The sequence below is a fragment of the Halorussus litoreus genome, from assembly GCF_003382685.1.
GTDB lineage: Archaea > Halobacteriota > Halobacteria > Halobacteriales > Haladaptataceae > Halorussus > Halorussus litoreus.
Map to the genome: position 1 here is coordinate 1 of NZ_QLVG01000048.1, position 13,270 is coordinate 13,270.

A 13,270-nucleotide genomic window follows, 5' to 3' on the forward strand; every position below is an offset into this window, starting at 1 on the left:
GAGCACAAGCTCCGCTCGACGCTCACCACGCTCGGGGTCATCATCGGCGTCGCGGCGGTCATCCCCTTCGGGGAATCCGACGTGACCGCACCATCTGACGACCACCCGACCGCGCTCGTCACCGGCGCGGCGAGCGGCATCGGTCGCGCGCTTGCGGCCGAGTTCGCCCGCGACGGCCACCACGTGGTGCTCGTCGACGTCGACGAGGCTGGGATGGCGTCTGCGGCCGCAGACCTCGAAGCGAACTACGGCGTCGAGACGACCGAGATCGCGGCCGATCTCTCCGAGCGCGGGGCGGCCCGCGAGGTGTACGAGTCGGTCCGCGAGGAGGGCCTGACGGTCGACGCGCTCGTCAACAACGCCGGCTTCGGCGTGTACGGCGAGTTCACCGACACCGACCTCGACGCGGAGCTGGAGATGGTACAGTTGCACGTCGCATGCGTCACTTCTCTCAGCAAGCTGTTCGCCCGCGAGATGGCCGACCGCAGCGATGGTTCCATACTCAACACCGCCTCGGTCGCGGGGTTCGCGCCGACGCCGACCGCCGCGGTGTACTCCGCGACGAAGCACTACGTGCTCGCGTTCTCGGAGGCGCTCGCGGGGGAACTGGCCGACGACGGCGTGACCGTGACCGCGCTCTGCCCCGGCGAGACGAAGACCGGCTTCTTCGACCGCGGGAACGTCGGCGAGGCGGCGTTCGCCGACGGCGACCTGATGGACCCCGAGGCGGTCGCCGCGGCGGGCTACGCGGGTCTCCAGCGTGGCGACCGGGTGGTGGTTCCGGGCGTGAAGAACAAGTTCCGGCTGTTCGTCAAGCGCCTGCTCCCGCGGGCGGTGTACGCCCGAGCGTCGGGGCGGACGTGGAACGAGTGACTGTTCGGTCGGACGACGGAACTGAACCGCGACTACTCCGATAGCTCCCACGCCGGGGGCTCACGGCCGAGTCGTCGCAGCGCCGCAGGGTAGCCGAAGGCGACGACCATCGCGACGATGATCCGCGGGATGAACCCGTCGATGCCGGCGGCTTCGAGCGCGAAGACGCCGACGAAGTATATCAGCAGCATTATCAGGAACTGGGGTAGCAACTGTCGCCACGCCGAAGCCATGCGTCGAGAGACGGGCTTGGCGGTGTTAAGTGTGGGGAAACCGGTCGGTCGGACTGTTCGAGAACACGTAATTACCCACCGCAGTCACTCGAAGTGCGGGACGACTTCGTCGCCCAGTCGCTCGACGCACTCGACCATCCGGTCGGTGCCGACGCCGGGGTGGTACGTCCGGAATATAAAGTGGACGTCGTCGCCCAGCGCCTCGCGGTACTCTTCCAGTCCCTCGATGACCTGCTCGGGCGTGCCGAAGATGGCCTGGTCTTTCAGCTCCGCGACCCGTTCATCCGATAGCTCCTCGACCGGCTCGCCCGAGAATATCTCGGCGTAGCGGCGCTGGATGTAGAGGTAGCCCTCTTTCATCGCGTTCCACGCCTCTTCCTTCGAGTCGCCGACGAAGCCGTGCTGGAGCGCGTAGATCTGAAAGTCGTCCGCGGCGTCGCCGGCCTCGCTGGCGTCCTCGCGCAGCCCCTCCGCCTCGCGAACGTTGCGGATGTCCTCCACGCGCTTGCGGACGCCCCCGACCGAGAGCGCGGAGGGCGCACACCACGCGTCGGCGACCCGCGCCGCGCGCCTGACCGCGGGCTTGGCCGACCCGCCGTACATGACGGGAATCTCGGTGTCGGGCTTGGGCGTCACCGTCGCGTCGGGCGTCACGTCGTGGAATTCGGCGTCGTAGTCGAGCGGACCCTCGGACCACGCCGCGCGGAGCAGGTCGGTCGTGTCGCCCAGTCGCTCGACGCGCTCGTCCTCCGGGACGCCGAACTGCTCGAACTCCTTCGGGTTCGAGCCGATGGCGAGCCCGAGCGTCAGCCGACCGTCGGCGAGCAGGTCCACGGTCGCGGCGTCCTCGGCGAGCCGCACCCCGTCGTACAGCGGTGCGAGCGCGATGCAGGTGCCGAGTTCGATATTCTCGGTTTCGGCCGCTAGCGCGCCGAGAGATGGCATCGTCGCCGAGAGGTAGCCGTCCTCCGCGAAGTGGTGTTCGGAGACCCACGCGCTCGCGAGGCCCGCGTCGTCGATGGCCCGCCCGAGCGTCAGCATCTCGTCGTACAACTCGCTCGTCGAGCGGTCGTCGTCGGGTCGCCGCTGGCACGTGAACAGTCCGGTGCCGATGTCCATAGCGGCGGGTCGACCGGAGCGACCTTAACCTTTGATAAGGAAGCTGATTGGCTTAACTCAGCCCAGATCGATGTCGGCACCGCCGTCGTCGCCGGTGCTGGGGAGCATGCCAGCGATGGCGTCGGCGAACGACTCCATGCCGCGGGTCTGGTACCAGATCGTCCCCGGGCCGGTGAACTCCATCACGATGCCCTCGCCGGACAGCAGCGAGGACTTGAGCCCGCCGACCCGCCGGGCGTCGAAGTCGACGCTGCCCTCCCACGCGACCACGTTCTCGTTGTCGACGACGTACGACTCGCCGTGGCCGAGTTCGACCGTCTCGATGCCGCCGAACGCCTCGACGAACACGTCGCCGGTGCCCTTCAGCGCGAGCGGCGTGATGGACGCCCCGGCGAGCATCGACTTGAGCCCGCCGAACTCCGAGTCGATGTCGATCTCCGGGTCCGAGGCCAGATACGCCCCGTCGACGGCGTAGAGGGTGTCGCCGTCGAGTTCGTGGTGGTGGATGTCGCCTGGCGTCTGCGGCGAGAGGGTCACGGTTCCGGGTTCGTCCTCGGCCGTGAACTTGTTGGCGAACGCGGACTCGCCGCCGAGCATCGACTTTGCGGAACTCAGGATGCCGTCCCGGGCGGTGCTGGTTTCGATGGCGACCGACGGCGAGTGGCTCACCATCGCGCCGGGCTCGGCCATGACGGTCTCTCCGCGAGATAGTTCGACGACGAGGTGCGCGTACGACGGCTGGTGGGTAATTTCTACCTGCATGGGGATTCAGGACGAGTAGTCGTCCGAATGGCAGTTGTCATGTCGCGGGCTTAATGGTTGGGGTCGGCCGCACGGTGGTTCTATTTCAATCGTCTCGAACGTCGATTTTCCTGCCGGGTGCGCGCTGACTTCCCTCTCCACCGGCGCACGCTGCTTCCCTCTCCACACCGGCGCGTGCTGCGCGGCCTCCGTGCCGCGCCAAACTGCGCGAGGGACGAGCATCGCAGGCCGGAACGGAGTGGAGGCCGAGACGCGCAGGAGGCTGGGGAGGTTCGAGGCTCGCGGTTGCTGTGCGGACGCGGTGCGGTATCTTATGACTCGGCAGTAGCTAGCTCGGAGTCACTCCGAAGAGAGGTCGCTCTCGCCGAATCGAATCTCGCCGAATCGAACCTCGCCGACTCAAACCCTACACCGTCCGAACCCTACACCTCGACCTGTCGGACGCCCGGTTTTTATCGCGGCCACCCTCGAACGTCGAATCATGAACGAGAACCTGTACGCCGAGTATCCCGAGGTCTACGACGCGCTGTACGCCGACAAGGACTACGAGGCAGAAGTACAGTTCGTCGTCTCGCGGTTCGAGGAGGCGACCGGGCGCGAAATCGACCCGCCGGAAGGCGCACACGAAAACCCAAACCCAAACGCAAACGCAAGCGCTAACGAAAACGTAAACGCAAACGATAATCCGACCACCGATTCCGACGCGCCCAGCGCACTTATCGTCGGCTGTGGCACCGGCGAGCACGCCACGCGGCTCCGCGAGCGGGGATTCGAGGTCGTCGGGGTCGACAAGTACCGGGCGATGGTCGAGCGCGCTCGCGGGAAGTCCGACGCCGAGTTCCGCGTCGGGGCGCTTCCGGACTTGCCCGACCTCTCCGCGTTCACCGCGGACGGATCGTTCGACCTCGTCTGGCTCCCGTTCACCGTGATCCAGCACCTCCGCCCGGACCAGATCGCCGATAGCTTTCACGCGTTAGGCGACCGGCTCGCCGACGGTGGCGTGCTGGTCTTCGACCAGATCGCCAGCGACGGGGGTCACGACCCGCACCTCTGGACCTACCCCACCGAGGAGGGCACGTACGCCCGGCTGACTCAGATTCACGAGGTCGGGGACGCCGAGCACCGCTACGACGCGCTGGTGTTCACGCCCGACGGCGAGTTCTTCGCGGACACACACCTGCTCACCGACTACGAGCCGGAGTACCTCGCGGGCGTCTGCGACGCGCTCGGCCTGTCGGTCGAACTCCACGGCTGGTACGATCCGGACGCCGAATCGGGCGCGGACGGCCACGTCGTGTTCGTCGCGTCCTGACCGCTTGCTATCACCGAGCGAGACCTGGTGCCGGAGTTATCCCTGCGTGGTACCGCAGTCGGTGCAGGTCAGCTCGAAGCTGCCGTCCGGCAGCGCGACGTCGTGGGTGGTCTCGTCCTCGCACTCGGGGCAGTACGCCCGCGACTGGAGTTCGTCCCAGTCGTGGGTCGCCCCGGGAGCGCCGAGCGCCCAGCCCTCAACGGTCGCCTCGTCGTCGTTGTACCCCTTCTGGAACTCGCCGGGCGGGAACCGGACCAGCTCGCCCGCCTCGACGACGACCTCCTCGCGGTCGAGCCCCACCTCGAACGTCGCGGTGCCGGACTCGACGTAGAACACTTCCTCCTGATCGTTGTGTCGGTGGAGCCCGCCCGAGAACGACTCACCGGGTTCGAGCTCGAAGTAGTTCATCGCGAAATCGGTGGTTCCGAGCGCCCGGGAGACGGGTTTCCGGACGCTGTGGACCTTCATCGGGTTGCGCTCGTTGTCCACGTCCTCGACGGCGACTTTCTCCATACCACACCGTGTGGCGACGCCGGAAAAAGCGGTTCGGTCGCGCTACGGGCTGTTCGGTCGTATCGCCAGTTGCACGCGGCCGCCGCCGACGACTCGGTGACGAGTCGTCGGCGGCGGCCGCGTGCTCGCCTATCTGTGGTCCGGCCGTCACGCGTTCGCCGATTTTCCGGTCCGCCTCAGCGCCGGAGGAGCGTCTGGAACGTCGCGTGGAGTCCAGCCGGCCGACCGTCGGTCGGGTCCGCGGTCGGGCCGTCGGTCCCCGAGTTGGAGAGTTCGCCGAACAGGTTCGCCACTTCCTGGACGAACGGGCCGAGGTCGCTCGCGTCGAGGTAGTCGAAGCGCGGGTGCCGGACCAGCGAGGCGGCGACGGCGAGCGCGGTCCTCGGGAACGACGGGCGGTCGACGAGCGGATAGTCGTCGGCGAGGATGCTGTGGAGGTGGAGCAGTTCGCCCCGGAGTAGGTGGCCGGCGATCCCGACCTCGTACGCGAGCGCAAGGTCCATCGAGCGCCCGGTCGCGCGCTGCCAGTAGAGCGCGGGGAAGTCGACGCCCGCCTGCACGGTGAACGGCAGCGACGACCAGAACCGGGGATTGACCTCCATCAGTCGGAACTCGCCGGTGTCCGGGTCGCGAAGGAACTCCACCATCGCGACGCCGTGCCAGTCCAGCTCGTCGAGCAGGTCGAGTCCCGCCGCCTCCAGATCCGGGATGTCGACCGACTCGCGGTACGCGCTCGGCCCGCCGCAGTACTTCCACCCGCGGCGCTGGAGGTGCTGGAACGTCGCGACCGGTTCGCCGTGGTCGTACATCGCGAAGAAGCCGTACTCGTCGGCGGTCGGGACGTACTCCTGGACGAGCGGTACGTGGTCCATCCCGGCGACCACCTCGTCGCGGTCGAGGTGGTCGTCGGCGTCGACGTACTGGGTGGACGTCTCCACGTTTCGATTCTCGCCGAAGCGGTTTGCATACTCGGTGGCCTGCACCGTGTACCGGGGCTTGACGACGAGGTCGCGGTCCCAGTCGTCCCAGTCGTCGAGCGTCCGCGTCTCGGGAGTCGCGACGCCGGCGGCCCTCGCGGCGTCGAACAGCTTCACGCGGTCCTGAGCGCCGCGGAGCGTCTCCAGCGAGGGCCACGGCGTCCCCACGTGCTCGGTCAGCGTCGCCTTGTTCCGGGCCAGCACGTAGACGTCGGCCTCGCGGAACGGGAGGATGGTCTCGATTCCCGGGCGTCTGGCCAGTTCCAGCACCGCCTCTTCGTACCCGTCGAGGTCGATGCTCGGGTCCGGGACGGTGACGGTCTCGTCGCAGTGTCTGGAGGCGAATCCCGGCACGCTCTCGTCGGACGCGATGGCGACGGTTCGGACGCCGCGCTTCCCCAGCGAACGGATGGCGGCGGTACTGCTCGCCGTGTCGATGGCTGGCACGATGGCTCCAGGCTCGGCCGAGGATCGGGGACGATTCATACTCGCAAGTCGACCCCGTATCGCTTTGTTACACGGCTCCTGTCAAATTGCCGAACGGTAGAAGCCTCTTGGTAACTCTCGTCGCACGAGACGCGTTTCGGGTACGGGCCGCCTGAGAACAGTCAGGACCGGTCTACGCACGTGGTCCGACCTACTCCAGCGGGTCGAGCCCGTGCTCCTCGCGGAGCGCGGCGACGTACGCCCGGAACCCGGTTTCGAGGTCGTACTCGGGCTCGTAGCCCAGATCCTCCTGTGCGTCGGTCATGTCGAGCATCTGGGTCCACGGCAGTTCGCCCTCGTCGCTCACGTCGAGGTCGGCGTCGGGAACGATACTCCGCATCGTCTCGACTGCCTCGCGGATGGTCGCGACCTCACCGCGGACGTTGTAGATGCGCTGGCTCAGGTCCGCCTCGGGGGCGAACGCGGCCTTCCGGAACGCCTGGGCGATGTCCTCGACGTACTGCCAGTCGATGACCTGATCGCCGTACTCCACCGAGAACGGCTCGCCGACTGCCGGCTTCTCGACGATGTTCGCGAGGAACGCCGAGCCGCCCGTCTCGCGGTAGGGGCCGTAGGCGACGGTCGGACGCAGGCCGACGTGGCTCAGGTCGTGGTCCTCGAAGTACACCTTCGCCTGATGCTCGTTGTACTCCTTGGTCGCGCCGTACAGCGTGTCGGGGTACACCAGATCGTCCTCGTCGACCCAGTCGCCCTCGTAGTTGTTCGGCGGGGCGTAGACTGCCGCGGAGGAGGCCCACGCCACGCGCTCGACCTGATCGTCGAGGGTGCGGGCGGCCTCGAACACGTTGTTCGTGCCCATGATATTGACCTCCGCCGCGCCGCGGGGGTTGTCCCGCGCGAGGTTCGTCAGTAGCGCCGCGAGGTGGACGATCCGCGTTGCGCCGGATTCTTTGACCGCCCTGACGACGCTGGTCGGGTCGGTCACGTCCCCGCGGACGATCTCCACGTCGTCGGCGATGCCGAGCTTCGACAGGATTCGGTCGTCGGTCGAGAGGTCGTAGACGACGACCTCGTGACCGTGCTCCACGAAGTCCTTCGCGACGTACGACCCGATGAAGCCGGTTCCGCCCGTGACGAGTACCGTCTCTGATTCGGCCATCGTGGGTTAGTGCGTTCGGACCTGTGAAAAAAGTGTATCAACTGTGGTGAGTGTGGTCCTCGACTTGGGACGTCCGGGGTCCTGCTCTCACGAACTTCGAGGCTCGGTCGCCAGCAGATACGCCAGCGCGCCCGCGAGCGCCGTCTCCGAGACGATGGCGAGGAACTTCACCGGCCCCGCGAACAGGTGGTCGAGTAGGAACGGAATCAGCGGCCCGGTGTGGGTCGCCCCGTTGCCGAACAGCAGCAGCGGTCGGTGACCGGTCGCGTGCCAGACGAAGTAGCCGCCGACGTACACCACCATCAGGAGGATGCCGCCCGCGTAGAGCTGCCGGCGGTAACGCCCCTGCGCGGCTAGCAGCAGCCCGATGAACAGCGCGAGCGCGGAGATGACGAACAGCGGCCAGCGAAGGTCCCGCGGGACGAGAAATCCGGCTTGCAACCACCGGAGCCAGTTGTACAGTCCCATTGTGAGATGAACGACCGCGACGACGACCGCGAGGTGGGCCGCGACGAGGTAGATCGGCGCGGGGAAGTCCGACTCCATCGCGGGCGAGCCGTTCTCGGAAGCCATTGACGGAACTCGGGAGCGCCGGGTCAAGGTTCTCACGGTTTTGCGCTCGGGTTTCGCGCTCGGGTTTTTGCGTTCGGATTTTCGGGCTCGGTTCTCGGCGGAGGTTTTTCAGTGATGGTGCGAAACGTTGGGACGATGGATTCGGAGTTGGGCGTTTGTTCTCGGGAAACGAAACGCCGCCACGAGTTCATCAAGCAGTGGGCCGAGTACGTCCGCACTCACGACGACGAGGAGTCTGCACGAGGGAACCGAGCTCAGGCTCGGCAGTCGCAGCCCGCGCAGGCCGGAGGCCCAGCAGGACCGTCTGCCGGTGGACGAGCGAACGGAGTGAGCGAGGAGGCTGGGGAGCTGTGAAGTTGCGGCGACTCATATGCATCGGCAGTAGCTAGCTTCATCCTGTCGAAGATTTCTGTTTCGAGGGCTCTGTTGACACCTTCAATAGGTGATAGGTTACGACGATTATGCTGAATAGCAGGCGCATATCTCGTGCGGACTCACATCCCTGTTTCAGGGGAAGGCAAATCGGTCAGGACAGACGAACGAGGTATCACGACAATCGGATGTATGATTCCTCTATTACAGGAGTGGCATTCTGAATGGAGAAGTTGGCTCAGCAATGAGTATCGCTGATGCCGAGTCATTTTCAGGGGAAGTATTAGTTGGCCGTGTCTTGTACGTCCAATATGGAACATCCAACCGTCCTCGTATTCGTCGAGTTTCCGGATCCCAAGTTCCCTACAGGGGGGTTCCTCAACCATCTTGCATACCCGGATGCAGAACTTGTCGGATTTTACAATCTCGATGACGGCGAGTCTGTCCAAGAGGTACAGGACGAATACGAAGAGGAGTTCACCACGGAATTGCGAAACCAGGCCGAACAATTCGAGCAGCGAGGAGTACGGACGGACTTCGACTTCGTTTTCAACCATGATCGGGGCGAAGCACGACAAAAAGTCGCCGAAAGCCATGAGGTTGATGCGATTCTCATGCCGGGTGGAGCGAACACGCTTGGCAAAGTATTGATGCCTTGCCGTCACACAAAGAATGCGGAAGAGAAAGTGTCCACTCTTCTTAATATCATTGATCGTGATGACCTAATCTCAGTTGATCTCATACACATAGCCGATCCAGATGATCCAGAGGGAAAAGACGAGGGTAAAAGAATTCTCAAGGAGATGACTTCGGTCCTTGTAGATCAAGATATCCCATCCGTACAAGTCAACCGGGAGGTGCGAACAGGAAGAGATATCTCATTTGAACTGAATCAAGCCGCTCGCAATTATGATCTCGTTGTACTAGGTGAAACCGAGCAGGATCTTGGAGATAATATCTTCGGCCCGGTAGGCGATTATATTGTCGACGAACGAGACGTTCCAGTCTTGATCCTTCGGTGAGTATCACCCGTCAAGAGCTTCGTTCTCGATATTGGATAGCAGCCCTTACATTTTATTGGCAGTTCTACTGACTGGCCTATTCATCTAAATCGGTGTGTAACCAACGATGACCGACTGCTGAGTTCATCCTCTGTATGCAGCACGCAGTTTGTATCAGCTTCCGGGGGTTTCAACAGAACCGTTGTGAGGGAATCTGAGCTAGCTACTGCTTGGACCTCGGCGTGACCGCAACCGCACACAGCACCGGCAGGGCAAGCTCTGCCGAGCCTGCGCTCACGTCCGTTCGCGCAGACACCGAAGCTCGTCCTCCCCAGCCTCCTGCGCTTCTTGGGCTTTGCCCTGCGATGTCTGCGGGCGACCCCCGAGTCGCCCGCACGGCACGCGAGGCGCACTGGGCCTCGCCATGCTCGTCCCTCGCGCGCGAGCAACGCGCGCGCCGGAGCAGAAAGTGGAGTTCACAAAGAGCGGGAACCCGTGGGCTCTCCCGAAAATTCAGTTGTCTTTACTCGTGAAGCCCGCCCACGGAGGCGTAGAACGACGACTGGAGCTGCTCGGCCATGTCCTCCTCGCGGTCGATGCGGGCGTCTATCACGGTCGGTACATCACTGTCCTTCCCCTCGCGGAGCGCATCGGCCAGTTCGTCCGGGGTCGTCGCCCGGATCCCCTCCGCGCCGAAGCCCTCCGCGACTTTCACGAAGTCGGTGTCGTGGAACTCCACGCCCGCGATGTCGCCGTTGGCGTCCTGCATCTGGCGAACCATCCCGAGGCTGGTGTCGTTGAGCACGACGAAGGTGGGCGCGACCCCCTGCTCGACCGCGGTCTCGACGCTGGTCATCGTCATGGTGAACCCGCCGTCGCCCGCGACGCCGATCACGTCCCGGTCGGTCGTGATCGCGGCCGAGACTGCGGCCGGGGTGGCCCAGCCCATCCCGCCGACGCCGCCCGAGCCGAAGTAGGTCCGAACGCCCGGCGTCTGGAGGTAGTTCAGTAGCCAGAAGCGGTTGTTCCCCGAGTCGGCGGTGACGATGGTGTCCTCGTCCACGGCGGCCTCGATCTCCTTCACGGCGCGCTGGGGTTTGATGGGCGAGGCCTCGGACTCGCAGGCCGGGGCCGAGAACGACTCGCGGGCCGATTCCGCGCGGTCGCGCGCCCAGTCGTTGGTTCCTCCACCTGCGTCCGCGAGCGCTTGCAGGCTCTCGGCCGCATCGCCGATGAGTCCCACATCCGCGGGGTACACCCAGCCGGCGTTCTTCGTCGTCACGTCCGCGTGAACGATGGTCTGCTCGTCGGGCCGGACGAAGTCGGGGGCCTGCCAGTTGGTGTCCATCGGGTTCATCCGACAGCCGACCACGAGCAGGCAGTCGGCCTCGCTCACGACCTGATTCGCGCCTTCGTGGCCGAACGAGCCGATGACGCCCGCCGCGAGGTCGTGGGTCTCGGGGAGCGTGGACTTCCCGAGGTAGGAGGTCGTCACGACCGCGCCGTAGGCTTCGGCGACCGACTCCAGTTCGTCGTAGGCCTGCGCGGCGTGGACGCCGTTGCCCGCGATGATGACGGGTCGCTCGGCATCGGCGAGCGCCGCTGCGGCGTCGGCCACGTCGTCGCCGGTCGGCGCGGCGTCCCAGTTGCGGACCTGCTCGTCGGCGTCCCAGACCGGCGGCACCGGGTCTTCGGGCACCTCCTCGGTGATGGCGTCGCCGTCGAGGACGACCGCCGTGGGGCCGGGCCGCCCGGCGGTCGCGTGCTTGAACGCCAACTGGACGCTTCGGAGCGTCTCGGTCGGCGAGCGCGGGAACCAGTGCTCTTTGGTCACGCCGTCCAGAATTTTGGGGAGGTCGAGACCGCCGTAGTCCCCGCGGGCCTGCTGGTACGGCGCGAGCGTGGAGTAGTCGCCGCGCTCGCTGGCCTCGGTGAGGACGACCATCGGCGATGAGGAGAGCCGGGCCTCCATCTGGCCGATGGTTCCCAGACTCCCGATCCACGGCCCCTGACCCGCGAGCACGCCGGGATTCTGGGTCAGACGACCGTGGACCTCGGCCATCACGCTCCCCTCGCGCTCGTCGCGCGGGCGGACCACGCCGATGTCCGTCTCCGGAAGCTCGTCGAACAGTTCGATGATGCGGCCGCCGGGGTAGCCGAACACGTACTCGACGCCGAGTTCTTCGAGTTGAGCGACGAGCGCCTCGTTCGTCTCGGTCATTGGCCGAGGTGACTCCCGCTGGTGACTTTGGTCTGTCGCTTCCCGGACCTGTTCAGGGAGTCCGTCACGGCTTCGTGCGTTCCGAATTCAGTCTCTGTCATCGCTGCTCAATCCCCATCCGCCGTCGTATCGGTTGCCGAGTCGTCGAGGCTCCCGGTGTCGAAGCCGCTCCAGTCGATCTTCCGCTGGAAGTACAGCGCCACGTTGACCAGCCCGAGTAACACCGGCACCTCGATGAGCGGGCCGACGACGGTGGCGAACGCGACGCTCGACCCGACGCCGAACACCGCGACCGCGACCGCGATTGCCAGTTCGAAGTTGTTCGACGCGGCGGTGAACCCGATGGCCGTCGTGGTCGAGTAGTCCGCGCCAATGGCCCGTCCCATGCCGAAGCTCACGAAGAACATCACGACGAAGTAGACGGTAAGCGGGACCGCGATGAAGAGGACGTCGGTCGGCTCGGCTACGATGGTCTCGCCCTGCATCGCGAACATCACGACCACCGTGAACAGCAGCGCGATCAGCGTCAGCGGGCTGACGCTCGGTACGAACTCTTCGTCGTACCACTCGGTGGACTTGGCCCGCGTGCCCGCGAACCGCGAGAGGATGCCGGCCGTGAACGGGATGCCGAGGAAGATCGCGATGGCCTCGAACACCTGCATGGGGGTCACGTCGAACGACTGGATTCCCGCAGCGAGCGTCTCCAGTCCGAGTGAGGACGGGACCGCGAGCGCGAAGAACCAGACGTACACGCCGTAGGTCAGGATCTGGAACACGCTGTTGAACGCGACCAGTCCGGCGGCGTACTCCGCCGAGCCCTCCGCGAGTTCGTTCCAGACGAGCACCATCGCGATGCACCGGGCCATCCCGATGAAGACGAGTCCGAGGAAAAAATCCGGGCGCGCGGGGAGTCCGGGGACCACGCCGCCGAAGAAGATCACCGCCAGCGCAAACATCAGCGTCGGGCCGATGAGCCAGTTCTGGACGAGGCTCAGCCCGAGCACCTTCAGGTTCCGGAACACGGTGGGGAGCTGGCCGTAGTTCACCTTCGCCAGCGGCGGGTACATCATCAGGATCAGCCCGACCTCGACGAGGTGGAACGCCTGAATCGGCTCGGTGACAGACGGCGCGAGGTAGCCGAGGCCGACGCCCACGGCCATCGCGGCGAAGATCCAGACGGTGAGGTACTTGTCGAGGAGGTCCATCGACCGCGGGTCGCCGCAGTCGGGACAGCCACAATCGGGGCCGTGGTCGTGTGCGACGTTGCTCATTCGCCCTCACCCTCGCTTTGTAAGGCGTCGTCCCGTTTCACGCGATCAGCAACTTGCAGGAGGTCGCCCGCGAGGTCGGTCGCGCGGTAGTACCGCCAGTTGCCCTCCTTCCGGCGGGCGACCAGTCCCGCGTCGACGAGGTCCGAGAGTGCGTGACTCACCGCACTCTCGCTCACGTCCACGAGCGGTTCGAGCTCACAGACGCACAGTTCGTCCTCGGCGGTCGCGAGGACGCGCGCAAGCCGGTAGCGCGTCTCGTCGCCGAGCACGGCGAACACCGGTCGCGCCCGGTCCTCGGCGAACGCGTTGTCGGCCAGCGAGTCGAGTTCGCCGAGTCGGCGTTCCACGTGCTCGTCGCAACACTCGCCGATGGAGTCGGCGAGCAGCCGTCTGATTCGATTACTGGACTCTGCCATCGGAATTCGATTGAATGGGAA

Annotated in this window: 13 protein-coding genes; 3 read left to right on the top strand and 10 right to left on the bottom strand. The window is 65.5% G+C overall.

What is annotated here, in order from left to right:
• On the top strand, nucleotides 1-873 hold an 873-nt coding region (locus DPQ64_RS14330; protein WP_157971719.1), incomplete at its 5' end, for an SDR family NAD(P)-dependent oxidoreductase.
• Between the two features lie 32 nt (nucleotides 874-905).
• On the opposite strand, the gene DPQ64_RS14335 is transcribed toward DPQ64_RS14330, so the two are convergent.
• The 3 genes from DPQ64_RS14335 to DPQ64_RS14345 form a co-directional block, all read right to left on the bottom strand.
• Nucleotides 906-1,106: a hypothetical protein gene (locus tag DPQ64_RS14335; protein WP_115865001.1), complete on the bottom strand. Its 201-nt coding sequence runs from the start codon at nucleotides 1,104-1,106 to the stop codon at nucleotides 906-908.
• 84 nt (nucleotides 1,107-1,190) lie between these two features.
• Nucleotides 1,191-2,225 (bottom strand): LLM class flavin-dependent oxidoreductase, encoded by a 1,035-nt coding sequence (locus DPQ64_RS14340; RefSeq protein ID WP_115865002.1) that lies wholly within the window; start codon nucleotides 2,223-2,225, stop codon nucleotides 1,191-1,193.
• A gap of 57 nt (nucleotides 2,226-2,282) precedes the next feature.
• The gene (locus DPQ64_RS14345; RefSeq protein WP_115865003.1) at nucleotides 2,283-2,987 is read right to left on the bottom strand and encodes a TIGR00266 family protein; all 705 of its coding nucleotides are present in this window, start codon (nucleotides 2,985-2,987) and stop codon (nucleotides 2,283-2,285) included.
• A gap of 481 nt (nucleotides 2,988-3,468) precedes the next feature.
• On the opposite strand from DPQ64_RS14345, the gene DPQ64_RS14350 reads away from it, so the two are divergent.
• Nucleotides 3,469-4,299 carry a class I SAM-dependent methyltransferase gene (locus DPQ64_RS14350; RefSeq protein ID WP_115865004.1) on the top strand — a complete coding sequence of 277 codons (831 nt, stop codon included), beginning with the start codon at nucleotides 3,469-3,471 and terminating at the stop codon, nucleotides 4,297-4,299.
• Nucleotides 4,300-4,335: 36 nt separating this feature from the next.
• Here DPQ64_RS14350 and DPQ64_RS14355 read toward each other — a convergent pair whose 3' ends face one another.
• The 4 genes from DPQ64_RS14355 to DPQ64_RS14370 all read right to left on the bottom strand — a co-directional run bounded on the left by DPQ64_RS14355 (nucleotide 4,336) and on the right by DPQ64_RS14370 (nucleotide 7,968).
• Nucleotides 4,336-4,812 carry a cupin domain-containing protein gene (locus DPQ64_RS14355; protein ID WP_115865005.1) on the bottom strand — a complete coding sequence of 159 codons (477 nt, stop codon included), beginning with the start codon at nucleotides 4,810-4,812 and terminating at the stop codon, nucleotides 4,336-4,338.
• A 176-nt stretch (nucleotides 4,813-4,988) separates the two neighbouring features.
• Nucleotides 4,989-6,275 (bottom strand): carboxylate--amine ligase, encoded by a 1,287-nt coding sequence (locus DPQ64_RS14360; protein WP_198662141.1) that lies wholly within the window; start codon nucleotides 6,273-6,275, stop codon nucleotides 4,989-4,991.
• 151 nt (nucleotides 6,276-6,426) lie between these two features.
• Nucleotides 6,427-7,395, bottom strand: coding sequence for an NAD-dependent epimerase/dehydratase family protein (locus DPQ64_RS14365; RefSeq protein ID WP_115865006.1), 969 nt, complete (start codon nucleotides 7,393-7,395; stop codon nucleotides 6,427-6,429).
• Between the two features lie 87 nt (nucleotides 7,396-7,482).
• Entirely contained in the window at nucleotides 7,483-7,968 is a 486-nt protein-coding gene (locus tag DPQ64_RS14370) for a hypothetical protein (protein WP_115865007.1), read from the bottom strand.
• A gap of 683 nt (nucleotides 7,969-8,651) precedes the next feature.
• Between DPQ64_RS14370 and DPQ64_RS14375 the strand changes: the two genes are divergently transcribed.
• Nucleotides 8,652-9,362, top strand: a complete 711-nt coding sequence (locus DPQ64_RS14375) for a universal stress protein (RefSeq protein WP_115865008.1) — start codon at nucleotides 8,652-8,654, stop codon at nucleotides 9,360-9,362.
• Nucleotides 9,363-9,864: 502 nt separating this feature from the next.
• On the opposite strand, the gene DPQ64_RS14380 is transcribed toward DPQ64_RS14375, so the two are convergent.
• The 3 genes from DPQ64_RS14380 to DPQ64_RS14390 form a co-directional block, all read right to left on the bottom strand.
• Nucleotides 9,865-11,562, bottom strand: coding sequence for a thiamine pyrophosphate-binding protein (locus DPQ64_RS14380; protein ID WP_115865009.1), 1,698 nt, complete (start codon nucleotides 11,560-11,562; stop codon nucleotides 9,865-9,867).
• 107 nt (nucleotides 11,563-11,669) lie between these two features.
• Nucleotides 11,670-12,833, bottom strand: coding sequence for an ACR3 family arsenite efflux transporter (gene arsB, locus DPQ64_RS14385; protein WP_115865010.1), 1,164 nt, complete (start codon nucleotides 12,831-12,833; stop codon nucleotides 11,670-11,672).
• Nucleotides 12,830-13,249, bottom strand: a complete 420-nt coding sequence (locus tag DPQ64_RS14390; protein WP_115865011.1) for an ArsR/SmtB family transcription factor — start codon at nucleotides 13,247-13,249, stop codon at nucleotides 12,830-12,832. The genes arsB and DPQ64_RS14390 overlap by 4 nt, the downstream gene beginning before the upstream one ends.
• Nucleotides 13,250-13,270 lie beyond the last annotated feature (21 nt).

Excerpts from the sequence above, each read along its gene's own strand:
- DPQ64_RS14360 (WP_198662141.1), bottom strand. The coding sequence starts at position 6,275 with ATGAATCGTCCCCGATCCTCGGCCGAGCCTGGAGCCATCGTGCCAGCC.
- DPQ64_RS14340 (WP_115865002.1), bottom strand. The coding sequence starts at position 2,225 with ATGGACATCGGCACCGGACTGTTCACGTGCCAGCGGCGACCCGACGAC.
- arsB (WP_115865010.1), bottom strand. The coding sequence starts at position 12,833 with ATGAGCAACGTCGCACACGACCACGGCCCCGATTGTGGCTGTCCCGAC.
- DPQ64_RS14335 (WP_115865001.1), bottom strand. The coding sequence starts at position 1,106 with ATGGCTTCGGCGTGGCGACAGTTGCTACCCCAGTTCCTGATAATGCTG.
- DPQ64_RS14350 (WP_115865004.1), top strand. The coding sequence starts at position 3,469 with ATGAACGAGAACCTGTACGCCGAGTATCCCGAGGTCTACGACGCGCTG.
- DPQ64_RS14345 (WP_115865003.1), bottom strand. The coding sequence starts at position 2,987 with ATGCAGGTAGAAATTACCCACCAGCCGTCGTACGCGCACCTCGTCGTC.
- DPQ64_RS14370 (WP_115865007.1), bottom strand. The coding sequence starts at position 7,968 with ATGGCTTCCGAGAACGGCTCGCCCGCGATGGAGTCGGACTTCCCCGCG.
- DPQ64_RS14375 (WP_115865008.1), top strand. The coding sequence starts at position 8,652 with ATGGAACATCCAACCGTCCTCGTATTCGTCGAGTTTCCGGATCCCAAG.
- DPQ64_RS14355 (WP_115865005.1), bottom strand. The coding sequence starts at position 4,812 with ATGGAGAAAGTCGCCGTCGAGGACGTGGACAACGAGCGCAACCCGATG.
- DPQ64_RS14390 (WP_115865011.1), bottom strand. The coding sequence starts at position 13,249 with ATGGCAGAGTCCAGTAATCGAATCAGACGGCTGCTCGCCGACTCCATC.
- DPQ64_RS14365 (WP_115865006.1), bottom strand. The coding sequence starts at position 7,395 with ATGGCCGAATCAGAGACGGTACTCGTCACGGGCGGAACCGGCTTCATC.
- DPQ64_RS14380 (WP_115865009.1), bottom strand. The coding sequence starts at position 11,562 with ATGACCGAGACGAACGAGGCGCTCGTCGCTCAACTCGAAGAACTCGGC.